General features: G+C 47.1%; 25 protein-coding genes. 20 read left to right on the forward strand and 5 right to left on the reverse strand.

All coding sequences use genetic code 11. The annotated features are described in order from the left end of the window. Nucleotide 1 precedes the first annotated feature (1 nt). Together MHH76_RS06385 and MHH76_RS06390 are read right to left on the reverse strand one after the other, a co-directional pair. Nucleotides 2-142, reverse strand: a complete 141-nt coding sequence (locus tag MHH76_RS06385) for a hypothetical protein (protein ID WP_003180548.1) — start codon at nucleotides 140-142, stop codon at nucleotides 2-4. Nucleotides 143-240: 98 nt separating this feature from the next. Continuing rightward, nucleotides 241-1,053: a Cof-type HAD-IIB family hydrolase gene (locus MHH76_RS06390; RefSeq protein WP_020450916.1), complete on the reverse strand. Its 813-nt coding sequence runs from the start codon at nucleotides 1,051-1,053 to the stop codon at nucleotides 241-243. A 121-nt stretch (nucleotides 1,054-1,174) separates the two neighbouring features. Here MHH76_RS06390 and MHH76_RS06395 point away from each other — a divergent pair, with 121 nt between their 5' ends. From MHH76_RS06395 to argF, 9 genes are all read left to right on the forward strand, one after another. Next, nucleotides 1,175-1,942, forward strand: a complete 768-nt coding sequence (locus tag MHH76_RS06395) for a prolyl oligopeptidase family serine peptidase (protein ID WP_003180551.1) — start codon at nucleotides 1,175-1,177, stop codon at nucleotides 1,940-1,942. Between the two features lie 62 nt (nucleotides 1,943-2,004). Further along, complete coding sequence (locus MHH76_RS06400) at nucleotides 2,005-2,313, forward strand: metal-sulfur cluster assembly factor (protein WP_003180552.1); 309 nt, start codon at nucleotides 2,005-2,007, stop codon at nucleotides 2,311-2,313. 356 nt (nucleotides 2,314-2,669) lie between these two features. Beyond that, nucleotides 2,670-3,707 carry an N-acetyl-gamma-glutamyl-phosphate reductase gene (gene argC / locus MHH76_RS06405; RefSeq protein ID WP_023856640.1) on the forward strand — a complete coding sequence of 346 codons (1,038 nt, stop codon included), beginning with the start codon at nucleotides 2,670-2,672 and terminating at the stop codon, nucleotides 3,705-3,707. Between the two features lie 19 nt (nucleotides 3,708-3,726). Next, nucleotides 3,727-4,947, forward strand: coding sequence for a bifunctional ornithine acetyltransferase/N-acetylglutamate synthase (gene argJ / locus MHH76_RS06410; protein WP_043054284.1), 1,221 nt, complete (start codon nucleotides 3,727-3,729; stop codon nucleotides 4,945-4,947). A 13-nt stretch (nucleotides 4,948-4,960) separates the two neighbouring features. Next, entirely contained in the window at nucleotides 4,961-5,737 is a 777-nt protein-coding gene (gene argB, locus MHH76_RS06415; protein WP_020450920.1) for an acetylglutamate kinase, read from the forward strand. Further along, nucleotides 5,734-6,891, forward strand: coding sequence for an acetylornithine transaminase (locus MHH76_RS06420; RefSeq protein WP_020450921.1), 1,158 nt, complete (start codon nucleotides 5,734-5,736; stop codon nucleotides 6,889-6,891). The genes argB and MHH76_RS06420 overlap by 4 nt, the downstream gene beginning before the upstream one ends. Nucleotides 6,892-6,959: 68 nt before the next feature. After that, complete coding sequence (locus MHH76_RS06425) at nucleotides 6,960-8,024, forward strand: carbamoyl phosphate synthase small subunit (protein ID WP_043054285.1); 1,065 nt, start codon at nucleotides 6,960-6,962, stop codon at nucleotides 8,022-8,024. Next, nucleotides 8,017-11,106, forward strand: a complete 3,090-nt coding sequence (locus MHH76_RS06430) for a carbamoyl phosphate synthase large subunit (RefSeq protein ID WP_043054286.1) — start codon at nucleotides 8,017-8,019, stop codon at nucleotides 11,104-11,106. Before MHH76_RS06425 ends, MHH76_RS06430 begins: the two co-directional genes overlap by 8 nt. Further along, complete coding sequence (argF, locus tag MHH76_RS06435; protein ID WP_020450924.1) at nucleotides 11,094-12,044, forward strand: ornithine carbamoyltransferase; 951 nt, start codon at nucleotides 11,094-11,096, stop codon at nucleotides 12,042-12,044. Before MHH76_RS06430 ends, argF begins: the two co-directional genes overlap by 13 nt. Nucleotides 12,045-12,081: 37 nt before the next feature. Here the strand turns inward: argF and MHH76_RS06440 are convergent, their stop codons facing one another. Next, on the reverse strand, nucleotides 12,082-12,894 hold the full coding sequence (locus MHH76_RS06440; RefSeq protein WP_043054287.1) for an undecaprenyl-diphosphate phosphatase: 813 nt from the start codon (nucleotides 12,892-12,894) through the stop codon (nucleotides 12,082-12,084). Between the two features lie 181 nt (nucleotides 12,895-13,075). Between MHH76_RS06440 and MHH76_RS06445 the strand changes: the two genes are divergently transcribed. Then, a complete protein-coding gene (locus MHH76_RS06445; RefSeq protein ID WP_003180573.1) occupies nucleotides 13,076-13,255 on the forward strand; it encodes a YjzC family protein in 180 nt (59 codons plus the stop codon). A gap of 63 nt (nucleotides 13,256-13,318) precedes the next feature. On the opposite strand, the gene MHH76_RS06450 is transcribed toward MHH76_RS06445, so the two are convergent. After that, nucleotides 13,319-13,513, reverse strand: a complete 195-nt coding sequence (locus MHH76_RS06450) for a YjzD family protein (RefSeq protein ID WP_009328851.1) — start codon at nucleotides 13,511-13,513, stop codon at nucleotides 13,319-13,321. Between the two features lie 231 nt (nucleotides 13,514-13,744). On the opposite strand from MHH76_RS06450, the gene MHH76_RS06455 reads away from it, so the two are divergent. From MHH76_RS06455 to MHH76_RS06470, 4 genes are all read left to right on the forward strand, one after another. Then, the gene (locus MHH76_RS06455; protein WP_025811652.1) at nucleotides 13,745-14,479 is read left to right on the forward strand and encodes a hypothetical protein; all 735 of its coding nucleotides are present in this window, start codon (nucleotides 13,745-13,747) and stop codon (nucleotides 14,477-14,479) included. A gap of 85 nt (nucleotides 14,480-14,564) precedes the next feature. Next, entirely contained in the window at nucleotides 14,565-15,140 is a 576-nt protein-coding gene (locus MHH76_RS06460; protein ID WP_003180580.1) for a hypothetical protein, read from the forward strand. Between the two features lie 84 nt (nucleotides 15,141-15,224). Beyond that, nucleotides 15,225-16,178: a BMP family ABC transporter substrate-binding protein gene (locus MHH76_RS06465; RefSeq protein ID WP_020450927.1), complete on the forward strand. Its 954-nt coding sequence runs from the start codon at nucleotides 15,225-15,227 to the stop codon at nucleotides 16,176-16,178. Nucleotides 16,179-16,188: 10 nt separating this feature from the next. Further along, nucleotides 16,189-16,374: a ComZ family protein gene (locus MHH76_RS06470; protein WP_011197761.1), complete on the forward strand. Its 186-nt coding sequence runs from the start codon at nucleotides 16,189-16,191 to the stop codon at nucleotides 16,372-16,374. 52 nt (nucleotides 16,375-16,426) lie between these two features. On the opposite strand, the gene MHH76_RS06475 is transcribed toward MHH76_RS06470, so the two are convergent. Then, nucleotides 16,427-16,669 carry a hypothetical protein gene (locus tag MHH76_RS06475; protein ID WP_020450928.1) on the reverse strand — a complete coding sequence of 81 codons (243 nt, stop codon included), beginning with the start codon at nucleotides 16,667-16,669 and terminating at the stop codon, nucleotides 16,427-16,429. A gap of 168 nt (nucleotides 16,670-16,837) precedes the next feature. On the opposite strand from MHH76_RS06475, the gene MHH76_RS06480 reads away from it, so the two are divergent. The 6 genes from MHH76_RS06480 (at nucleotide 16,838) to MHH76_RS06505 (ending at nucleotide 23,093) form a co-directional block, all read left to right on the forward strand. Further along, nucleotides 16,838-17,776 (forward strand): beta-ketoacyl-ACP synthase III, encoded by a 939-nt coding sequence (locus MHH76_RS06480; RefSeq protein ID WP_003180588.1) that lies wholly within the window; start codon nucleotides 16,838-16,840, stop codon nucleotides 17,774-17,776. Nucleotides 17,777-17,797: 21 nt separating this feature from the next. Then, nucleotides 17,798-19,036: a beta-ketoacyl-ACP synthase II gene (fabF, locus tag MHH76_RS06485; RefSeq protein WP_003180590.1), complete on the forward strand. Its 1,239-nt coding sequence runs from the start codon at nucleotides 17,798-17,800 to the stop codon at nucleotides 19,034-19,036. A 274-nt stretch (nucleotides 19,037-19,310) separates the two neighbouring features. Beyond that, nucleotides 19,311-19,904, forward strand: coding sequence for a hypothetical protein (locus MHH76_RS06490; protein ID WP_229118231.1), 594 nt, complete (start codon nucleotides 19,311-19,313; stop codon nucleotides 19,902-19,904). Nucleotides 19,905-20,112: 208 nt separating this feature from the next. Next, nucleotides 20,113-20,901: a DUF2268 domain-containing protein gene (locus MHH76_RS06495; protein ID WP_025811649.1), complete on the forward strand. Its 789-nt coding sequence runs from the start codon at nucleotides 20,113-20,115 to the stop codon at nucleotides 20,899-20,901. A 191-nt stretch (nucleotides 20,902-21,092) separates the two neighbouring features. Further along, the gene (locus MHH76_RS06500) at nucleotides 21,093-22,067 is read left to right on the forward strand and encodes an ABC transporter ATP-binding protein (protein WP_003180594.1); all 975 of its coding nucleotides are present in this window, start codon (nucleotides 21,093-21,095) and stop codon (nucleotides 22,065-22,067) included. Nucleotides 22,068-22,109: 42 nt separating this feature from the next. Then, complete coding sequence (locus MHH76_RS06505) at nucleotides 22,110-23,093, forward strand: dipeptide ABC transporter ATP-binding protein (protein ID WP_033155159.1); 984 nt, start codon at nucleotides 22,110-22,112, stop codon at nucleotides 23,091-23,093. The last annotated feature ends 63 nt before the right edge of the window (nucleotides 23,094-23,156 follow it).

A 23,156-nucleotide genomic window follows, 5' to 3' on the forward strand; every position in this document is an offset into this window, starting at 1 on the left:
GTTACAGCCCTCCGCATTCCGTCGGGCCGCTCTTTTGTTCAGCCTCTTCTAATGTGGAGCGGTAAGGGAACCTGGCGGCATGCTGTTTAAGCGAATCCTTGCCTTGCTGAATAAACCGTTTTGATTTGCTGCGTTTACCCATCTTGAAATTCCCCCTTAACACGAGTGACGGTCCGGTGCGGCCGTCTTCTCATAGTATTGCCGTTTTGAAAAGCCGTTTATGAATGGCAAATTATAATATTATAAAGCGAAGTAGTCCTTCAAAAAGACTGCGATTCCGTCTTCTTCGTTTGATTTTGTAACCTTGTTTGCAACGCTTTTTACCCCTTCGATGCCGTTGCCCATCGCCACGCCGCAGCCCGCGAACTCAAGCATTTCAAGGTCGTTGTCTTCATCGCCGAAGGCAATGACCCGCTCAGGCGGTATCCCGTAATAGTCCGTGATTTTCTCTAAGCCGACCGCTTTATTGATGCCGCTTTTAATCAGTTCGATCACATGCCACGGAGCCGCCCATCTTCGATGATCGACCATCTCCGCGTGAACGTCTGACAGGTAGGAGCGGATCGCCGGAACATCCTCTTCTTTTGCGTGGATCAGTACGCTTGTCACATCCTGGCCGAGGTTTGTCCTTAAATCTCCGACCGTAATATTCGGGCTGCCCATCGTAAAGACATCAATCAGTTTTTCGTCATGATAATGAAAATAAACATCATCGACAATTTCAGCAAGGATATTATGTACGTTGTATGTCTCGCTGACTTCAATAATCTGTTTGACCACCTCGAGATCAAGAGATGTATGGAAGCGTCCCCAGCTTTGATCTTTAGGATGATGGACAAACGCCCCGTTGAAATTGACGATCGGCGTATCGAGCTGGAGCTGATCATAATACACGGAGCTTGCTCGGAACGGTCTTCCCGTAGAAATGCACACGTAATGTCCATCTTCCCGCAGCTTGCGGATGACGTCGCTGGAGCTTTCCGAGATGGTCTTGTCGTCTTTTAATAATGTACCGTCTAAGTCCAATGCAATTAAATATGGTTTTGTCTCCATAAATGCTCCTTTGTTGTGAATTTGAAAGTTCTGACTACCTATAGTGTATCTTTTTACCTTCTTTATTGTCTACATGTTAAACTTATGATGATGGACATCCTAAAAGGAGGAAGAAACAGTCGTGATCATAATCGAGAAGCAACATATTTCAAACATTCCTCTTTTGCATATTGTAAAAGAGGAGAAAAAAGAGAAAGCTCTTCCTCTTGTTTTCTTCATACATGGTTTTACAAGCGCAAAAGAGCATAACCTTCACTTCGCATATCTGCTTGCCGAAAAAGGAATGCGCGTGGTCCTGCCTGAGGCTCTTTATCACGGGGAGAGGGAAGAACAGCTCACTCAGGAAGAGCTCGCCCCGAGGTTTTGGGAGATCGTCACGAATGAAATCAAAGAGCTCGAAGTGCTGAAAAACCACTTTGAACAGGAAAACCTGATTGAAAAGGGCCGTATCGGCGCCGCCGGAACTTCGATGGGCGGTATTGTCACGCTCGGCGCTTTGACACAATACGAATGGATTACAACTGCCGTCAGTTTAATGGGCAGTCCCGCCTATGTAGAATTTTTTGATCAACAGCTCGCTTTTATGCGTGAAAAGAAAATTGAACTTCCTTTCACAGAAGGACAAATCGAACAGCAGCGCGATAAACTGAAGCGTTTTGACTTGAGTCTGCAGCCGGACAAATTGAAGATGAGGCCGCTTTTATTTTGGCACGGCAAACAGGATGGCACCGTTCCGTTTGCTTTGGCGCGCCGCTTCTATGAATCGACGATTCCGCTGTATGAAACTCGGCCTGATTTGCTGCATTTTATCGAAGATGAGCGGGCCGGGCATAAAGTATCAAGGGAAGGCCTTTTGAAAACAGTCGAATGGTTTGATGCGCACCTTTAAGTGCTATCGGTTTAGAAAATGAAAGAAGTGCGTTATACTGATGAAAAAAGGAGTGAGGAAGAGTGGATGAAGCATTAAAAGAGAACATCATGGGCGCCCTTGAACAGGTCGTTGACCCTGAACTGGGCGTCGATATCGTCAATCTCGGCCTTGTATATGACGTGGATATGGATGAGAACGGCAAAACTGACGTGACTATGACTTTGACTTCAATGGGCTGTCCACTGGCACCGATCATTGTGGATGAAGTCAAAAAAGCGCTCGCAGATATTCCTGAAGTCAAGGAAGTTGACGTTCATATCGTCTGGAATCCGCCTTGGACACGGGACAAAATGTCGCGATATGCGAAAATCGCACTTGGCATCCAATAACGTTTCCAGAGCCTGCTCAACCGTTGACAGGCTCTTTCTGTTTTGAAAAGGGAGCCGCCGTAATAGATAACGCGGGCGTATCCAGGCAGATCGCTACTCCCGTTATAAAAAGAACGCTTGTACAAGCGTTCTTTTTTTATTGCAAAAACGCCAGCCGGCACATTCTCCGGTTTGAAAAGCGGAGAATCCGGGAAGATGGGAACGGAGCACGACCAAGCCGCTGAAAAAGGACCGCCGGCGGGAGGAAAGAACCAATATGAAAGATGAACAAAAAATATTAAATATACAATTGAATTAATTTTTATTCATGTTATAATGTTAAATAATTTCACAAAGACCAAGAAGGTGAACTTGTTTTGAAAATAGGTATTATAGGTGCTACTGGCTATGGAGGGGCAGAGATTATGAGGATTATGAAGTTGCACCCTTATGCAGATGAATGCATATTGTATTCATCGAGTGATGAGGGAGCCCGCTATGATGCCGCATACCCGCACCTTATGAAACTGACAGATCAACACCTGCAACCGATCGAAGTAAAGAAAATTGCGAACGAAATCGATTTTTTATTTATGGCTGCGCCTCCGGGGGTATCCAGCCGGCTGACGCCACAGTTTGATGCATATGACATACCGATCATTGACCTGTCCGGCGATCTCAGGCTGCAGAACCCGAGCGTCTATGAAAAATGGTATAAAAGGGAAGCCGCGCCTGAACACGTGCTTCAAAAAGCGGTATACGGACTGTCTGAGCTGAATCGGGAAGACATTAAAACGGCGCAGTACATAGCCAATCCAGGTTGTTTCCCGACAGCGGTTCTTCTCGGCTTGGCGCCGCTCGTCAAAAGCGGCAGCATCAACGAATCTTTTGTCATCATCGATGCGAAAACAGGGGTATCGGGAGCAGGCAGAAAGGCGTCGATGGGCACTCACTTTTCAGAGATCAATGACAATTTCAAAATATATAAGGTAAACGAACACCAGCATACGCCTGAAATCGAGCAGATTGTTAAACAATGGGACTCCGCATTTAAACCGATCACATTCAGCACGCATTTAGTTCCGATGACAAGGGGCATTATGGCGACCATCTACACAGAACTGAAAGACAGCATGGATGCCGAACAGCTCCAACTTATTTTTTCGAAATTTTATAAAGATTCATACTTTGTCAGAGTGAGAGAACCCGGTTCGTTCCCTGCAACTAAAGAGGTGTACGGCAGCAATTTTTGCGATATCGGCGTTACCGTTGATGAACGGACGAACAGAGTGACAATTGTGTCAGTGATCGATAACTTGATGAAGGGAGCCGCGGGTCAGGCTGTTCAAAACTTCAACATTATGAACGGCTGGAGCGAAACCGCCGGGCTTGAATTTACGCCAATTTATCCATAAGACGGGAGAGAACAAACATATGATTCAGGTGAGTCAAGACAGCATAAAAAAAACAGACGGAAATGTCGCTTCGCCTAAAGGCTATTTGGCAAAAGGGGTTCACTGCGGCCTCCGCTATTCAAAAAAGGATCTTGGAATTATCATCAGCTCAAGACCGGCGGTGAGCGCCGCCGTTTATACGCAAAGCCACTTTCAGGCTGCGCCGATCAAGGTGACGCAGGAAAGTCTCAAAAAAAGCGCGCATCTGCAAGCCGTCATCGTCAACAGCGCAAATGCCAACGCATGTACGGGAGAGCAGGGCTTAAAAGATGCATATGAGATGCGCCGCCAAAGCGCTGATATGCTTGGGATCGAGCCGGAACTGGTGGCCGTGTCCTCAACCGGCGTCATCGGCGAATACCTCAATATGGAGAGCATTACAAAAGGCATCAGCCTTCTCGCCGAGACTGAGCCTGCCGAAGGCGATTTCGAAGAAGCGATCTTAACGACAGACACGGTGATCAAACAAACGTGCTATGAACTGATGATCGGCGGTCAAAGAGTGACGATTGGCGGAGTAGCCAAAGGGTCGGGGATGATCCACCCGAATATGGCGACGATGCTCGGCTTTGTCACAACAGATGCATGCATCGAAGAAAGCGCGCTGCAAAGGGCATTAAGGGAAATTACGGACGTTTCATTCAACCAGATCACAGTCGACGGCGACACATCGACTAACGATATGGTGCTCGTCATGGCGAACGGATGCGCCGGAAATGAGCGCCTCCATGAAGAACACGAAGATTGGCCGGTTTTCAAAAAAGGCCTGCAGCTTGCCTGCACAGACCTCGCCAAACAAATCGCGAGAGACGGGGAAGGGGCGACAAAGCTGATCGAGGTTGAAGTGAACGGTGCGAAAAGCAATCTTGAAGCGCAAATCATCGCCAAAAAAATCGTCGGCTCAAACCTTGTAAAAACCGCGGTTTACGGAACGGATGCGAACTGGGGCAGAATCATTGTCGCGATCGGAGACAGCATGGCTGCTGTGACACCGGAGAAGGTAGAAATCTACCTGGGCAGCCAATGCCTTTTTAAAAATAACGAACCGCAGCCGTTTTCAGAAGAGCTGGCCAAAACATATTTAGAAAACAGCGAAGTGAAAATCGAGGTTCGCTTGCAGGAAGGTGACGGAAAGGGTACGGCTTGGGGCTGCGATTTAACTTATGAATACGTCAAAATCAATGCGAGCTATCGGACGTAAAAAGGGGATCACAATGGATAAAACAATCGTTTTTAAATGCGGCGGAAGCGTCATCCGCGAACTATCGGACGAATTTTTTCAAAATCTGAAAGAGCTGACCGAAAGCGGCTGGAAAATCGCACTCGTCCACGGGGGCGGGCCTGATATTACAAAGATGCTGAAGAAACTCAATATTCGAAGCGAATTCGTCAACGGACAGCGCAAGACGACAAAAGCGGTTCTTGAAGTCGCTGAAATGGTCTTATCCGGTTCGATCAACAAATTTTTCGTTGCCGAGCTGACAAAGCACGGCCTTCCGGCTGTCGGCGTATCAGGAAAAGACGGGGGACTGCTCCTTGCCGACTATTTAAATGAAAAAGAATACGGTCAGGTCGGGCGCATTAAAAAAGTAAACGGCCGAATGGCCGAAGCGCTCATGGAAAAAGGCTTTATTCCGGTTATCGCCCCCCTCTCGATGACGGATGGCTGTGAGACTTTGAATGTGAACGCCGATTTGGCGGCGTCGGCTGTTGCGGCAGCCTTGCACGCTGACAAATTAATGTTTGTGACAGACGTTAAAGGGATTATGAAAAACGAAGAAATGCTGAAAGAGCTGACGCCGGCAGACATCGAAAGCCTGATTGCTGAAGGCGTGATCTCGGGAGGCATGATACCAAAAGTGCATTCTGCAAAAGAAGCCCTCACAGATGAAGTGGATGAAGTGATGATCGTGAGCGGAAAAGGATCTTTCCTCACGAAAGACGATTTCATCGGCACGAAAATCATTAAACAAAAGGAGGCCGTATCGTGAGTCATTTATTTCAGACGTACAGCCGCTGGAATATCAATATTAAAAAAGCGAAAGGCACGATCGTTCAGGATGAGAAGGGGAACGCTTATCTTGATTTCGTCCAGGGAATCGCGGTCTGCAATCTCGGGCATTGCCCCGATTCAGTGACAGCTGCTGTCAAAAAACAGCTTGATGATGTCTGGCATGTTTCCAATCTGTTTCAAAATGAGCTTCAAGAAAAGGTTGCACAGCTTCTTGCCAAAAACAGTGCAGGCGATCTCGTCTTCTTTTGCAACAGCGGGGCAGAAGCGAATGAAGGGGCGGTGAAGCTCGCACGAAAACATACGCAAAAAACAAAAATCATAACGTTTCAGCAATCGTTCCACGGACGCACGTATGCGGGAATGGCCGCAACCGGACAGGAAAAGATCAAGCTCGGATTCGGACCGATGCTTGAAGGATTCCACTACTTACCTTACAACGAGCCGAAAGCATTTGCCGAATTGCAGGATGAAAAAGATATCGCGGCAGTGATGCTCGAGCCGATTCAAGGCGAAGGCGGCGTCATCCCTGCGAGCAGGGAATTTCTGCAGAGCGTTCAAGATTTTTGCCGCGATAAGCAGGCTCTCCTTATCGTCGACGAAGTTCAAACAGGAATTGGACGCACCGGTAAAGCTTTCGGATATGAATACGAAGGGCTGTCACCTGATATCATCACCGTCGCGAAAGGACTGGGCAGCGGTTTTCCGGTCGGAGCCGTGATCGGGAAAAAAGAGCTTTCAGAAGCGTTCTCTCCGGGTTCCCACGGCTCGACATTCGGAGGGAACATGCTGGCGATGGCTGCGGCAAACGCCACGTTGGAGACCATTTTTGAAAGCAGCTTTCTTGAAGAAGTGAGCGCCAAAGGAGCATTTTTGCATCAACAGCTGAAAGAAAAGCTTCAATTTCCGCTTGTAAAAGATATCCGCGGGAAAGGGCTGATCGCCGGAATCGAGTGCAAGGAACCTGTACAGCCGCTGATCGAAGCGCTTCAAAAGGAAGGTTTGCTCGTTCTTCCCGCGGGTCCGAACGTCATCAGACTTCTGCCGCCATTGACGGTTGCGAAAAGTGAAATCAAAGCGGCCGTGGAAAAACTGAAAGCTGTCATGGCAGATCATTCAGCTGTAAAACAGTAATTTTTTTTCGATATGTAAGTATAAAAATTCATGAATATCATTATTTATTCATCAAAGGTGGGCATAAGATGGAAGGATATTTAGTTCTTGAAGATGGTACATCCTTCAGCGGTGAACTGGACGGTCTTGACGGCTGCACCGGTGAAGTCGTCTTTTTTACGGGCATGACCGGCTATCAGGAGGTTTTGACAGACCCTTCTTATAAAGGCCAGATTATTGTCTTTACGTACCCGCTGATTGGCAACTACGGAATAAACGAAAGCGATGATGAAAGCAAACGGCCTCAGGTGAAAGGGGTTGTCGTCTATGAAGCGTGCGACAGGTTTTCCCATCATCAGGCGACAGAAAGCCTTCGGGAATACTTGGCGAAGTGGGATGTTCCGCTTTTATCGCACGTGGACACAAGAGCGGTTGTTCAGCATATCAGGGCAAAGGGGACGCTGAATGCCAGACTGACGAAACAAAAGGACGGCATTCCGGCTCCGCGCCAGCTGGAAAACTATGCGGCACAGGTTGCCGGACAAAACGAAAACGGCGCCTTTAGGGAAGGCAATACGCATATTGCGGTGATCGATTTCGGCTATAAAAAGTCGATCGCTTCATCGCTTGCAAACCGGGGCTGCAAAGTAACGGTCGTTCCCTATCAAGAGATGGACGGCATTTCAAAGCTGAATCCGGACGGGATCGTCCTTTCAAACGGGCCGGGCGATCCGAAAGCGATCCTTCCATATATGGATGCACTCCGGGATATCATCTCTTCCTATCCGACTCTCGGCATCTGTCTCGGGCACCAGCTGATCGCGCTCGCATTCGGAAGCGACACGTATAAGCTTCCGTTCGGCCACAGGGGAGCCAATCATCCGGTCATGGACAAAGAGACCGGACGCGTGTTCATGACAAGCCAAAACCACAGCTATGTCGTCGATCGGGACACCATCAGCGAAAATGAATTTTCCGTCAGATTTTATCATGTCAACGACGGTTCAGTAGAAGGGCTGATGCATAAAACACTGCCTGTCATATCCGTTCAGTTTCATCCGGAAGCCCATCCGGGACCGGCTGAAAGCGAGTGGATATTCGGCGAATATTTGAAGAAATTGAACGAAGCAAGGAGAGAGATCGCCCATGCCTAAAGATCAAACCATCAAAAGCATTCTCGTTATCGGGTCGGGGCCGATTATCATCGGGCAGGCCGCTGAATTCGACTACTCCGGAACCCAGGGCTGCATGGCGCTGAAAAGCGAAGGCTACCGGGTGATTCTTGTCAACAGCAACCCGGCGACCATCATGACCGATGAATCTTTTGCAGATGAAATCTATTTTGAGCCCTTGACAGTGGAAAGCCTCACACAAATCATCAAGCGTGAAAAACCGGACGGACTGCTCGCCAATCTGGGCGGACAGACAGCGCTGAATTTGGCTGTCGAGCTCGAAAAGGCCGGCATTCTTAAAACATACGGGGTAAAGCTGCTTGGAACATCTGTTGATACGATCGAAAAGGGCGAAGACAGGGAAAAGTTCCGCGCCTTGATGAAGGAGCTGAACGAACCTGTGCCGGATTCAGAAATTGTTGACAATCATGATGATGCGCTTCGTTTTGCGCTCTCAATCGGTTTTCCGATTATCGTGCGGCCGGCCTATACATTGGGCGGAAAAGGAGGCGGCATCGCGGCGACGAAAGAGGAGTTCCTGCCTTTAATCGAAAGCGCCCTCCTCGCAAGCCCGATTCACCAATGTCTTGTCGAAAAAAGCATTGCCGGTTTTAAAGAAATCGAATACGAAGTCATGCGTGACAGAAACAATACATGCATTACCGTCTGCAATATGGAAAACATCGATCCGGTCGGCGTCCATACGGGGGATTCGATCGTTGTCGCCCCGTCGCAGACATTAACGGATGCGGATTATCAAATGCTTCGTTCTGCCAGCTTAAAGATCATTTCCGCGCTCGATGTCGTCGGCGGCTGCAACATTCAATTCGCCCTGGACCCGGAAAGCAAAAATTATTATGTCATCGAGGTGAATCCGAGAGTAAGCCGTTCATCGGCGCTCGCCTCAAAAGCGACCGGCTATCCGATCGCAAAAATGGCGGCTAAACTGGCTGTCGGCTACACGCTTGCCGAGCTGAAAAATCCCCTCACAGATTCGACATACGCCAGCTTCGAGCCAGCGCTTGACTATGTCGTCGTCAAATTTCCGCGCTGGCCGTTCGACAAATTCAAACAAGCCGACCGTAAGCTCGGCACGAAAATGAAAGCGACGGGAGAAGTCATGGCGATTGACCGCAATCTTGAAGCGGCCCTGCAAAAAGCGGTCGCATCCCTTGAGCTGAAAACGTCAGGAACCCATTTGCCCGAACTTGGCGGCGCATCTTCAGAAGTGTTGTGGAAGCTGCTTGAGACTCCTGATGACCGCCGTTTCTTTGCGGTCATGGAGCTGCTGAGCAGGGGGGCTTCCATCAGCGAGATACACGAGAAAACGAAAATCGATAACTATTTCCTTCATGTGTTTTCTAATATCATTCAACTGGAAAACAAGTTGATGGAACAGGGAGATGCGCTGTCCGTCAGCCTTTTGAAAAAGGTAAAAGAAAAGGGATTTACCGACTTTACGATCGCTTCCCTCACCGGAAAGACGGAAGAAGAAGTGCGCGCGTTCCGCAAGAAAATGGGCATTGCCGCATCCTTTAAAATCGTCGATACATGCGCAGCTGAATTTGATGCGAAGACAAACTATTTTTACTCGACGTATTTTGGGAAAAGCGACGGAGACATCTCTCAAAAAACGAAAAAGCGCGCCCTGATCATCGGTTCCGGCCCGATACGGATCGGCCAGGGAGTCGAGTTTGACTACAGCGCCGTGCACGGCGTCATGACGCTGAAAAACCTCGGGTTTGAAACGATCATGCTGAACAACAACCCGGAAACCGTCAGCACGGATTATGAAATGGCAGACCGCCTGTACTTTGAACCGATTACACCCGAGCATATTCTCAATGTCGCTGAAGCGGAAGATATCGATTTTGCGATTGTTCAATTCGGCGGCCAATCCGCCATCAATGTGGCTGAAGCGATTGAAAAAGCGGGCATCACCCTGCTTGGGACATCATCGGAAACCCTTGACATACTTGAAGACCGTGATCAATTTTATCAGCTTCTTGACGAGCTCGGCATTTCTCATGCTAAAGGAGAAACGGCTTCATCAAAAGCGGAAGCGGTGCAGAAAGCAAACGAAATCGGCTATCCTGTGCTGATCAGGCCGTCATATGTGATCGGCGGCATGGGCATGATGATCGTTCACTCCGAAGCAGAGCTCAGAGAGCTGCTGGGCGGAGCGTCGCAAATGCCTTACCCGATTCTGATCGATCAATACGTATCGGGAAAAGAGTTTGAAATCGACCTTGTCAGCGATGGCGACGATCTCTACATCCCGACTTATATCGAGCATATTGAAAAAGCGGGCGTGCATTCAGGTGACAGCTACGCGATTTTGCCGGGGCCTTCGGTCACTCCGGAGATGAAAAGCGCCGCGCGGGATGCTGCCGCAAAAATCGTCCGCAAGCTCGGATTTAAAGGTATTATGAACATTCAATTTATAGCGGACGCGGATGAACTGCTCATCCTTGAAGTCAATCCGAGGGCGAGCCGGACGGTTCCGGTTGTCAGCAAGGTGATGGGGGTTCCGATGATCCCGCTTGCGGCGCAGCTGTTGGCCGGTTCGTCACTCAAAGAGTTGAAGCCCGCCGCCAAAAACTCACGCGGCGTTGCCGTGAAGTTTCCGGTCTTTTCATCGCACGCTATTCAGGATGTCGATTTGAAGCTTGGACCGGAAATGAAATCGACCGGAGAAGGCATGTATGTCGGCTTCAATCCGGAAAGCGCCCTGAAGAAAATCTTTGCGGGAATCTGGCAAACGAAAGGCTGCATTTACATGGAAGGGGCCGGCGAGCTTCGTTCTCTCGCAGAACAGGTGGGTTTCACCGTACAGTCGGACGATTTTCCAGGCTGGATCAAACGGAAAGACAAAGCGCTGCACATCCATTTAGCCGAATCAAAAGAGGCGAGCAAGCAGCGAATGGAAGCCGTCACCCACGGTGTGGCGGTGATGACAGAGGAAGAGACGGTGCGGGCATTTTTGACGAGCGGGCATGGAACGACTAAAGCCGTGTCGCTTAAAGATTTATATAAAAAGGAAGTGGAGACATGTCTACTGTAAACATCGGGGCGACCCGGGAAATCAATCTGACGGGTAAGGATTTTTTAAGCCTGAAAGACTTTTCAAAAGAAGAGATCGTTTATTTGCTGAAAGAGGCAGCAGCGATGAAGCAAAATAAAATTCAAGACATCTTTAAAGGAAAAACATTGGCGATGATCTTTGAAAAGTCGTCGACGAGAACGCGCGTATCGTTTGAAGCCGGAATGGCGCAGCTCGGTGGAAACGCCCTGTTTTTAAGCAGTAAAGACATGCAGCTGGGCAGAGGGGAAACGATCGCAGATACCGCGAAAGTGCTTTCGGGTTATGTCGACGCGATTATGATCCGCACATTCGAACACGAAAAAGTCGAAGAGCTTGCCAAGCACGCCGAGATTCCCGTGATCAACGGATTGACCGATCTTTTCCATCCGTGTCAGGCGCTTAGTGACCTCTTGACGATTCAAGAGACGAAAGGAACATTAAAAGGGCTGAAAGCCGTTTATGTTGGAGACGGAAACAATGTCGCGCATTCGCTGTTAATCGGCTGTGCGAAAGTGGGATGCGACATTACGGTCGCTTCGCCTGAAGGGTATGAGCCGAATCAGGAAGTGGTAAGACTGGCCGAGGGATTCGCCGAAGAGTCCGGAGCGGCCGTCACAATCACAAATGACCCCGTGTCAGCCGTTCAACAAGCGGATGTCATCTATTCTGATGTGTTTACAAGCATGGGCCAAGAGAAAGAAGCCGAAGAACGGATGAATATCTTTGCTCCTTACCAGGTCAACAGAGCGCTTGTCTCCCATGCCAAACCGGATTACGTCTTTCTGCACTGCCTTCCTGCCCACAGGGAAGAAGAGGTCACCGCAGAGATCATCGACGGCCCGAATTCAGCGGTATTCCAGCAGGCTGAAAACCGCCTGCACGTCCAAAAAGCTTTATTAAAAGCATTGTTATCTTAAATAAAAAACAGCTGATCACAATTGATCAGCTGTTTTTTTAGGCGAATATCAAAACGGCGATGCCGATGACAAAGCAGTAAATCGAGAAATAAACCAAGTTTCCTTTCGCCATAATATTCATGAACCAGCGCAATGAAAAGTATGTAGCGATAATCGATGCAATGAACGCAAACAAATAAGGAAGGAAAAGCTCCCCTAAACGCGGATCATGAAAAATATCGGTAATGCTTAAAATGGTCCCGCCAAGACTGACCGGTATGTACAGTAAAAATGAAAACCTGAGCGCGGTTTCAGATTTGAGGCCGAGCGCCATCGCAGGGACGATCGTCGCTCCCGAACGGCTGATGCCGGGAACAAGTGCAACCATTTGCGACAAGCCGATGATCACGGCGTCTCTCAGTCTGATTTCGCCGTCGTTTTTGCGGCCGCGCAAATTGCGAATGAGAAACAATGCCAGACCCGTGATCAGCAAAGTAACCGCGGTGATCCGGACGCCGTCTTTAAAGAAAGCCGAAATCTCATCATCAAATAAAACACCGATGACACCGGCAGGAATCGTGGCGATGATCAGATAGATGATAAACCTGAAGTCCGCTTTTCCTTTTTCATTTTTTGATGTGACATAAGACAGTCCGTTTACCGTCAGCCTGAAAATATCGTTTTTATAGACGAGCAATACGGCAATTAAAGAACCGGCATTCATCAAAAGCTCAAAACTGAAGCCTTCAATGTTCAAGCCTAAAAAGTGCTGTGCCAGCACCAAGTGGCCGCTTGAAGAAACAGGAATCGGCTCTGTGAATCCCTGAAGCAACCCTAAAAGGATATACTTGATCAACATTAAAAAATCCATGATACTCCTCCGTTTCCCACAAGTTGTGACGCCCTTTTAAAAGACGGAATGAACGGGCGATTCGTTTTAATTTTCGGAACACTTTTCTCATTAAACTATACAAAGCAAACAGATGTAAAGATAAAATCGACATGTTTTTTGGGAGAGTGGGGCAATCTAATAATAAAAGGGAGTGAAGCAAATGGGACAGCAGCGTCAATTCCGGCCGGGCCAAAAAGCGCCCAATAATGGAGTGTATGTGGAGATCGGCGAAACGGGAAGCATGGTTCAGAACCCTCAACAAATCAAATTGAGCGCCGGCGAGTTCTTCCCTGAAACCTCCAACCATAACCGGCTCTGGACATATAAAAGAAAGCCTTAAAAAAACAGCCGTCGGACGGCTGTCTGTCTAAAGCAAAAAACCCCGCTTTCAAAAGCCGGGGTTTTAATGTTGACTTGCATCCTGTTTAACAGGCATAATTTCTCCAAGAACAATAACGGCTGCGGTGATGATAAAGCCCATAATGACACTGGTTTGAAGGTCATACCCAGCACCGTTCATGGCGCCGACAATATAGCAGGCCATCTGCGTCAAAAGAAATGTCCAGAAAAAAGCGACCACAAATCGCACGTTTCCCACCTCGTCCTTCTCATTCAATTCTAAAACTTATCATACCATATACATAGCCAGCTGGAAAAGACATTTTAGTGAACAAGACAGGGCTTTCAACTCTGTTTTCAGAAATATCAGAAAGGGTATTTCATTAAAGTTTACTTTTCATCATGAAGACTGGGACTTTTCCTTATTCGTTTGCTGCACGTACGACATAAAATAATGAGCAGATTACGGCAGGAAGGAGGCAGGCAAGTGATGAAAATAACCGAACGTTTTTTTCAAATGGATTCAGAATGGAACGTGGTTCATCTTCCGTACAAGCCGAACGGTTTTCTGGTGTTCATTTTCGGCGACCGGAACCATTTTGTCGGGGAAGATTCGAGCTTCTGGCTTCAGCATTACGGAAGAAATCAGCTTCTAACGAGCCTGAGAAACAAAGGCTATACCCTGGTAAACAGCAATTTGTTCGGCAGGCACTGGGGCTCCGAAAAAGCGGTTGCATACGCCAAACAGCTGATTCATTACGTGTTCAAACAAGAGATTTTAAATGAAAAAATTCATCTATTGGCGGAAGGCACAGGGGCCCTCATTGCAGATGAGCTCCTTCGCTCGATCTCGAACCAAATACGTTCTGCAGCGATGGTTAATCCTTGCCTCGATCTTCAGGCTCATCATAAACGAGAAAAAGAAAACAAGTTTTTCTACAAACAGTTTATTAAAGAAATTGCCGAAAGCTACGGAATTACGGAGCGGGAGGCAGCCGATTATCCGTTCAAAAGCATATCCCCTTATCACAATCTCGTACCCGTTCATATTTGGCAAAGACTGAACGGCTCACCGTATCCGTATATGATCCATGCCAAAACGTTTGAGGAGCGCCAGCTTAAAGGCCGTCACAGCGTAGGGCTTACCCTGCACCTGACCGAACATCCTCAGCGCATTCATTCAGCAATCGCGAACTTTTTCAAAACGCATGAAAAAGTCTTATAGAGAATAGAATAATAGCAGCCCGAAAATGATGAAAGGGCTGTTTTTTGCTTGGTTAAAAAAGCTGAAACGAAAGGTGGTCCATCGAATGAAGCCGGCACTTGTATATGGAGCAGATGAGTTCTTCGGCCTTTCATTTTGTGAACATCTACTTGAAGAGGGTGTTGACATAGATGTAAAGCTGGAACAGACAAGCGACGAAAAAAAGCTGATGTATCTCGAAGAGCGGCTGATGTGGCTGGGAAGAAACGAGCATTTCCGTCTCATCGAAAAAGAGCTTGAAGCCCCGTACGAACAAGTCTTCATCCAATACACAGGCTCAGTGCCGGAAGAAGCGCTGGCTGCAGGCGTTGAAAACAAGCCTGTTATTCTGTTTGTCTACCAGGAACAATTCGAAGAGGATTTACGCGCCGGCATGGAGGAAAAGGGTGTTGAACTGATCGTGCTTCCGGATCTGTTCGGTCCGTGGGACGTCAGGGCAGAGGATAAACAAAACAGGGACGGAGCGCTTTTTGTGAACGACGCGGCAGCACAAGCCGCTGCCTGTGCTGTTGAAAAAGATTTTTCAGATTTGCAGTTTGTACAGAAGACGCCATACGATAAAGCCGATGAGATCATTGAAGAATGGATCAGACAAATGTCTACATTTTTCGACAAAAAATAAGAAAGATCTTCCTAATTTACACTTGAAAGGATACAATAAAGATAGATTTGAATTGCTGTTTTTCGAAAGGGAGTTGAACATGGCATGGTGTACAGGCTTGTCGCGATTTTTTTCATTCTCCTGGCGCTAAGCGGCTGCGGACAATCGCCGCTGAAAGGGAAAATTGAAAAAGTCGGTTTGCTTGTCCCTGATACGATAAATGACCAAGTATGGGGAACCAAAGGATATAAAGGATTATTAAGAATACAATCCGTCTACAATGTCGACGTCTATTATAAAGAGGGAATCGATAATGACGCTGCCATTAAAATGGCTGTAGAAGATTTTCACAAAAAAGGCGTCAACCTCATCTACGGGCACGGAAGCGAATATGAAAAAGCCTTTAATGAGATATGCAAAGATTATCCTGATATTCATTTTGTTTTAATGAACTCGAAAGCCGATCACCCAAATGTGACAAGCATATCGCTTGAAGGAGAAGCGATGGGGTTCTTCGGCGGAATGACGGCGGCCCATCAGTCAAAAACAAAGAAAATCGGCGTGCTCGCAACGTATAAATGGCAGCCTGAAGTAGAAGGATTTTCCGAAGGGGCTAAATACCTCGATCCGGACATTGAGGTGATGACAGAATATGTCGGCCAGTGGGACGACAGCGAAAATGCCGTCAAACTGTATGAAAAAATGAAGAAGGCAGGCGCGGATGTTGTGTATCCGGCCGGAGACGGGTATAATGTCCCTGTCATTGAACAAATCAAAAAGGACGGGCTGTACGCTATCGGCTATGTAAGCGACCAGTCGGAATTGGGTGAGAATGTCGTTTTGACAAGCACCATACAGCATGTAGACGACGCTTATGAACTCACCGCCGACGAGTTTAATAAAGGAACGCTTAAAGGCGGCAAGCGCTCATTTGACATTCAAGACGGCGTCATCGAAATGGGAGAATTCAGCCCTGTTGTCGATCAGTCATTTCAAGAAAAGATGAATCGGCTGATTGACGAATACAAAAAAACAAACAAACTGCCAAACGAACATTGAGGTGATCAAGATGCACGAAAAATCAATGGAATTTTTGCAAATTGCCATGAAATACGTTCCGGAAGCGAAAGCAGAGATGGAAAAAGCGGGAATCGAACTTTCCCCGGAAATGCTTGAGCCATTCATGAACTTGTTTACGAAAGTGATGGCCGAGGCTTACGAGCTCGGTAAAGCGGAAGCTGGTTCAGACGCCTGACTTAAACGCCCGCAAACGCTTAAAAAGCCACTTTTCAGAAGAAGTGGCTTTTTTATATGGAAATCTTATTTTTCAAAGCGCTGACCATTGAGCCGATTTCTTTAAACACAGGCTTCAGCTCATCGAGCGAATCCATAATTTCTCCAACCTGATTCAACACGTGCATATAATCGGCTTCCTGGGATACTTCAGCGTCTTCGACGGTTTCCGCTTCCGCATCCGTCTCCGTCTCTTCATGCCTGCCGGGTGCGTTTGCGCCAAACATCATTTTTGTGAAAAAATCGTCGTTCGCCACTCTTCATCCCTCCTTTTTCATATATATCACTACTATATGAATGTTTTGATCTGCTAGATTAGACGAATATATTGCCAACTAAAAAAAAATAGGGTAGGATTAGTACCAGATACTAATAATAACTCATAACATTAGTTGGAAAAAATCATGAATAAAGGAGTCTTTCCTATGAAAGCTGGAATTATTGGAATCGGCCGGTACATCCCTGAAAAGGTGCTGACCAATTTCGACTTGGAAAAAATGGTTGAAACTTCTGACGAGTGGATTCGTACAAGAACAGGCATAGAAGAAAGAAGAATCGCAGCTGAAGATGAGAAAACATCCGACATGGCTGTGGCCGCCGCTAGAAGAGCGATGGAAGACGCAAACATCGAGGCGGAAGATCTTGATATGATTCTCGTCGCCACCGTTACTCCTGACCAGGCATTCCCGACAGTGTCCTGCATGATTCAAGAAAAGCTCGGTGCATTCAATGCCTGTGCAATGGATATCAGCGCAGCGTGCGCCGGTTTTATGTACGGTTTAGTCACTGGAAAACAGTTTATCGAAGCCGGGACGTATAAGCATGTGCTTGTCATCGGAGTTGAAAAGCTTTCAGGCATTACGGACTGGGATGACCGCAATACCGCTGTTCTGTTCGGAGACGGAGCGGGCGCCGCAGTTGTCGGGCCTGTCAGCGACGATAAAGGGATTTTGTCTTTTGAGCTCGGTGCAGACGGCAGAGGCGGAAAGCACTTGTACTTGGATGAAAAAGATCATACAATCATGAATGGCAGAGAAGTGTTCAAGTTTGCTGTCCGCCAAATGGGCGAATCCAGTGTGAATGTCATTGAAAAAGCCGGATTATCCAAAGAGGATGTCGACTTTTTGGTGCCGCATCAAGCCAACATCCGGATCATGGAAGCGGCGCGCGAACGTTTGGAGCTGCCAGTCGAAAAAATGTCTAAAACGGTTCATAAATACGGAAACACATCAGCTGCTTCTATTCCGATTTCTCTTGTGGAAGAGCTTGAAGCTGGTAAAATAAAAGACGGTGACGTCATTGTGATGGTCGGCTTCGGCGGTGGTTTGACATGGGGAGCCATCGCCATGCGCTGGGGCCGATAAAAGAAAGGTGAGGTGCAACTTATGAATAGTAAAAGAGTAGTCATTACCGGATTAGGAGCTTTATCACCTCTTGGTAATGACGTCAAAACGAGCTGGAACAACGCGGTTAACGGGGTTTCCGGAATCGGCCCGATTACAAGGGTGAACGCGGACGAGTATCCAGCTAAAGTAGCTGCGGAACTGAAAGATTTTAAGATAGAAGATTACATGGATAAAAAAGACGCAAGAAAAATGGACCGCTTCACACAATATGCCGTTGTGTCGGCGAAAATGGCCGTGGAAGACGCGGGGCTCGACATTAATGAAAGCAACGCAGACCGGGTCGGCGTCTGGGTCGGTTCTGGGATCGGCGGCCTTGAAACGCTTGAACAGCAGTTCGAAACATTTTTAACAAAAGGACCGCGGCGCGTCAGCCCGTTCTTTGTACCGATGATGATTCCTGACATGGCGACCGGCCAGATTTCGATTTCTCTCGGTGCAAAAGGGGTCAACTCTTGTACGGTGACGGCTTGCGCGACGGGTACGAACTCAATCGGCGACGCCTTTAAAGTCATTCAGCGCGGCGATGCAGATGTCATGATCTCCGGCGGAACGGAAGCCCCGCTTACAAGAATGTCGTTTGCCGGCTTTTCCGCCAATAAAGCGCTCTCCACTAATCCGGATCCGAAAACGGCAAGCCGCCCGTTTGACAAAAACCGCGACGGCTTCGTCATGGGAGAAGGAGCGGGAATCGTCGTTCTTGAGGAGCTTGAGCACGCGTTAAACCGCGGAGCGACAATCTACGCGGAAGTGGTCGGCTACGGATCAACGGGAGACGCCTATCATATCACGGCTCCTGCGCCAAATGGGGAAGGCGGCGTCAGAGCCATGAAAGAAGCGATCAAAGATGCGGGTCTGTCTCCTGATAGCATTGATTATATCAATGCGCACGGAACAAGCACGCCGTACAATGATAAATTTGAAACGATCGCCATTAAAGAAGTGTTCGGAGAGCATGCCTACAAGCTTGCCGTCAGCTCGACAAAATCGATGACAGGGCACTTGCTCGGGGCTGCCGGAGGCATCGAAGCGATTTTCTCCGTCCTTGCCATTAAGGAAGGCATCATTCCTCCGACAATCAATATCGAAACGCCTGATGAAGATTGCGATCTGGACTATGTACCGGATCAAGCCCGCCGCCAGGACGTAAATGTTGTGCTCAGCAACTCGCTCGGTTTCGGCGGACACAACGCAACGCTGATTTTCAAAAAATATGAATAACCGCAATAAAAACGGCTGCCATTTTAGATGGTGGCCGTTTTTATTTTGTCATCCTCTTTCCGCAGACTTAAAAGTATTTGCAGTCTAAAAAGACTAAGATGTTTATAGTTTTTCATAATTTGAAAATATGGGCGTTCAGATAGGAACCAGGGGGCGATTTTTAACCAAGGTATCTTCAGTAAAAAATTTTAATTTACAGATATTGAGTTGAAAAAAACGACCATTTTATGTAATATATTTAATGTAAGTAAAAAAATAACATAGGAGTGATTTTATGGGAGTTGTTGCAAATAATTGCAGGACTTCAAAAGTTCCTGCAATGAAATCAAAGGCTGAGGCATTGGCAGTTAGGGCGCAAGAATCTCTGGTAGAAGTTTATCTGGGGGCAATTGAGTTTGATAGAGCAGGTGAATATTATTTTGCAGGTGACAAAGTGAAGGCCATTGCTGCAATTAAAGAAGGTTTTAAAAAATTAAAACACGCAAGATACCTTCTAGTTGATGTTCAACACAGAGAACTTGAAATGCATCCTCACAATACTAAAAAATTTGAAACAAAATATGAAGAGATCATGTATGATGAGAAAGAAATGAAGGAAATCTTTAGAATAAGAGTTCGTGGAATTCAAAATGTCATACAATGCATCGATCATTTAACATATGTTAACGCAGAAGAAAAGGCTGTAGAAGCATTAGAAAACAATGATTTCAATTCACTGTATAATTCGGTTTCTAATTCGGCAAGAGAGTTAATTACAGCTGCTTTGCAACATAATATGAATGTCATTCAACAGTCTAAATATACACACGAGACGTCAGATGTCATTAAAACGCTTTTCCCCGAAGAAGCAAAATCAATAGCCAATTAAATTTACTTAAGAGTAACATCTTGTGGCCCAAGTCGGAAAACCTGTTTCAACGACAAGCTTTTTTTGGGTCTAACTTTTAGTGACTTTATCACCCTGTTCAAACAATCCTGAAATCACCATAAGTCATTATTTAAACGGCGGCTATCATTTTAGATGGTAGCCGCTTTTTGGTGTTTGCATAAAATACGTTTGAAAAGGAGTGATTATGGTGAGTATCGAAAAAACAAATGAATGGATGAAGAAGGCTTCATCAATGAAAGAGTTAGCCGAGCGCCTCCTGCACTATTTCAAAGGATCTTCCAAATCAGCAAGTAGATCATTGATCGAACACCTTCAAGCACATGGAATGTTTCGCTTTTGGCCGGATGCTCTGCAGACCATGGCGTCACTTGAAAAAAACGATATATTTCAAGCGGTAGAGCAGGAAGAAAGGATTTTGCAAATGAGATGGAATGGGCCGGATGTTCCGATTTTCATCCTGCCGGTCGATGAAAGAAACCGCAAAATCCGCGTCGAATTCGGCTCGAAATCAGGCCTTGCGTTCAGCGACAAATTATTTTTGTTTTTATCGGCCGATCTTCCCCGGTCATCGATTTCTGCGATCATGACGCACGAATATAATCACGTTTGCCGGTTAGAAAATATGCCGAAAGAAGAAAAAAAGATGACGCTGCTTGATACAATCATTCTCGAAGGCATCGCAGAATATGCCGTTTTCGAACGGTTGGGGGAAGCCGAAACAGCTGCATGGACGTCATATTACTCCGAAAAACAGCTACGACATTTCCAGGACCGGTTCGTAAAGCCTCATTTCGAGCTGCGCCGACATGATAACCGACTATTCTCCAATATTTTATTTGGAAAAGGTCCTTACCCCGACATGGTCGGATATGCTGTCGGTTACAGTATTGTAAAAAAATATTTATCGGCTCGAAATTTGAAGGTTGCCGACATTTTATCCTTCCCGTCGGAAGACTTTATAAAGCTATCGCTTTAAAATACTAAAATTATGGGATTAAATTAATATTATTACAAAAAATAAAAAAACTCCTTGCTTTTGTAATGATTATGTAATAATATACAACTATAAAATTTTAAGATAATTCAGTCATATTAAGAAAATTCTAAAAAAGTAATATATTAGTTTTTCGTAATATTTAACTTCTGGTCTATGGAAGGGGAATCTGGATGAGCGCATTGCTGGAAGTCAATGACTTAAAAACTTATTTTTTCAGAAAAAAACAGCCGATACCCGCAGTGGACGGCGTCGATTTTTCAATCAAAAAAGGAGAAACCGTGGCGCTGGTCGGTGAATCGGGATCCGGTAAAAGCATCACGTCTCTGTCTATCATGGGACTCGTCGAGGGCTCGGGCGGAAAGATCATGAACGGTTCCATCAAGCTCGAAGGACGGGATCTCGTTACATACAAAGAACAAGATTTATGCAAGATCCGCGGAAATGAAATCTCGATGATTTTTCAGGAGCCGATGACCTCGCTCAATCCGGTTTTGACGATCGGCGAACAAATCACAGAGGTGCTGATCTATCACAAAAAGCTATCGAAAAAAGAAGCCGCCAAAAAAGCGGTAGAATTATTAAAGCTTGTCGGATTTTCGAGGGCAGGCGAGCTGATGAAAGAATATCCGCACCGCCTGTCGGGCGGCATGAGGCAGAGGGTGATGATCGCCATTGCCTTAAGCTGCAATCCGAAGCTGCTCATCGCGGATGAACCGACTACAGCGCTTGACGTCACTATTCAAGCGCAAGTGCTGGAACTGATGAAAGACCTATGCGACAAATTCGATACCTCCATCCTTCTCATTACCCACGATCTCGGCGTTGTGTCCGAAATTGCGGACCGCGTGATCGTCATGTATTGCGGACAAGTTGTTGAAAATGCCACAGTAGACGAACTATTCGATGAACCCCTGCATCCCTACACAAAAGGACTGTTAAACTCCATCCCTGTTATTGAAGGCTCCATTGAAAAATTAACAGCCATTAAAGGAAATGTGCCGACGCCTGACAACCTTCCGGCCGGCTGCCGGTTTGCTCCGAGGTGTCCGAGTGCGGGCGACAAATGCTGGGGCGCGCAGCCGGACTTGAAGACGCGTCCGGACGGCCGGTCTGTCAGATGTTTTTTATATGAGGAGGGAGAATAAGGGATGACTTCATCAGCTGAACGATTACAGCCCGGACAGGAAATGAACCCGCAAGAATCCCTTCTGGAGCTGAAAGATGTCAAAAAGTACTTTCCGATCCGCTCAGGGATATTTCAGAAAAAAATCGGCGACGTCAAAGCGGTGGATGGCATCAGCTTTTCGCTTAAACGCGGCGAAACGCTCGGCATTGTCGGTGAATCGGGCTGCGGAAAGTCGACCGCCGGACGGACGATGATCCGCCTTTATAAACCGACGGCAGGACAGATCTTTTACAAAGGCCGCGACATTTCAAGTTTGTCGGAAGAAGCGTTGAGAAAGAGCGTCCGCAAAAACATCCAGATGGTTTTCCAAGATCCGTTTGCCTCACTGAACCCGAGAAAAACGCTGCGTTCCATCATCAAAGAACCCTTCAACACGCATCATATGTACAATTTCAAAGAACGTAACGAAAAAGCCGAAGAGCTTTTGGCAAAGGTCGGGTTGCACCCGTCGTTTGCGAACCGCTATCCCCACGAATTTTCCGGAGGGCAGCGCCAGCGGATCGGAATCGCGCGGGCGCTGGCTTTAAATCCGGAGCTTATTATCGCCGATGAACCGGTATCCGCATTGGACGTGTCAATCCAGGCTCAAGTGATCAACCTGATGGAAGAGCTTCAGGAAGAATTCAATCTGACATATTTGTTCATTTCCCATGATTTGAGCGTCGTCCGCCACATCAGCGACAGGGTCGGCGTCATGTATCTCGGCAAAATGATGGAGCTGACAGACAAGCATGAGCTGTACGACAACCCGCTTCATCCATACACGCAGGCGCTTCTGTCCGCCGTTCCCGTCACTAGGAAGAAAGGCGGGACAAAGCGGGAGCGAATCGTTTTAAAAGGCGAGCTGCCGAGCCCCGCCAACCCCCCGAAAGGCTGTGTCTTTCATACGAGGTGTCCGGCTGCAAAAGCGATTTGCGCGGAAGCCGAACCCGCTTTCAAGGAAGTGAAAACAAACCATTTCGCGGCGTGCCACCTTTACGAATAAAGGGGGAGGCCGTCACATATTAAATCCTTGAGAGGGGGAATGTCTTCTTTAAAAAACGGGGGT

The sequence above is a fragment of the Bacillus sp. FSL L8-0193 genome (genome assembly GCF_037976065.1).
Lineage (GTDB): Bacteria > Bacillota > Bacilli > Bacillales > Bacillaceae > Bacillus > Bacillus paralicheniformis.

Bases quoted from the DNA above. Each gene is read 5' to 3' on its own strand.
- MHH76_RS06505 (WP_033155159.1), top strand. From the start codon at position 22,110: ATGAACCCGCAAGAATCCCTTCTGGAGCTGAAAGATGTCAAAAAGTAC.
- MHH76_RS06490 (WP_229118231.1), top strand. From the start codon at position 19,311: ATGGGAGTTGTTGCAAATAATTGCAGGACTTCAAAAGTTCCTGCAATG.
- MHH76_RS06385 (WP_003180548.1), bottom strand. From the start codon at position 142: ATGGGTAAACGCAGCAAATCAAAACGGTTTATTCAGCAAGGCAAGGAT.
- MHH76_RS06455 (WP_025811652.1), top strand. From the start codon at position 13,745: ATGAAAATAACCGAACGTTTTTTTCAAATGGATTCAGAATGGAACGTG.
- fabF (WP_003180590.1), top strand. From the start codon at position 17,798: ATGAATAGTAAAAGAGTAGTCATTACCGGATTAGGAGCTTTATCACCT.
- MHH76_RS06465 (WP_020450927.1), top strand. From the start codon at position 15,225: ATGGTGTACAGGCTTGTCGCGATTTTTTTCATTCTCCTGGCGCTAAGC.
- MHH76_RS06440 (WP_043054287.1), bottom strand. From the start codon at position 12,894: ATGGATTTTTTAATGTTGATCAAGTATATCCTTTTAGGGTTGCTTCAG.
- MHH76_RS06430 (WP_043054286.1), top strand. From the start codon at position 8,017: ATGCCTAAAGATCAAACCATCAAAAGCATTCTCGTTATCGGGTCGGGG.
- MHH76_RS06500 (WP_003180594.1), top strand. From the start codon at position 21,093: ATGAGCGCATTGCTGGAAGTCAATGACTTAAAAACTTATTTTTTCAGA.
- MHH76_RS06460 (WP_003180580.1), top strand. From the start codon at position 14,565: ATGAAGCCGGCACTTGTATATGGAGCAGATGAGTTCTTCGGCCTTTCA.
- argF (WP_020450924.1), top strand. From the start codon at position 11,094: ATGTCTACTGTAAACATCGGGGCGACCCGGGAAATCAATCTGACGGGT.
- MHH76_RS06390 (WP_020450916.1), bottom strand. From the start codon at position 1,053: ATGGAGACAAAACCATATTTAATTGCATTGGACTTAGACGGTACATTA.
- MHH76_RS06445 (WP_003180573.1), top strand. From the start codon at position 13,076: ATGGGACAGCAGCGTCAATTCCGGCCGGGCCAAAAAGCGCCCAATAAT.
- argJ (WP_043054284.1), top strand. From the start codon at position 3,727: ATGATTCAGGTGAGTCAAGACAGCATAAAAAAAACAGACGGAAATGTC.
- argB (WP_020450920.1), top strand. From the start codon at position 4,961: ATGGATAAAACAATCGTTTTTAAATGCGGCGGAAGCGTCATCCGCGAA.
- MHH76_RS06470 (WP_011197761.1), top strand. From the start codon at position 16,189: ATGCACGAAAAATCAATGGAATTTTTGCAAATTGCCATGAAATACGTT.
- MHH76_RS06480 (WP_003180588.1), top strand. From the start codon at position 16,838: ATGAAAGCTGGAATTATTGGAATCGGCCGGTACATCCCTGAAAAGGTG.
- MHH76_RS06425 (WP_043054285.1), top strand. From the start codon at position 6,960: ATGGAAGGATATTTAGTTCTTGAAGATGGTACATCCTTCAGCGGTGAA.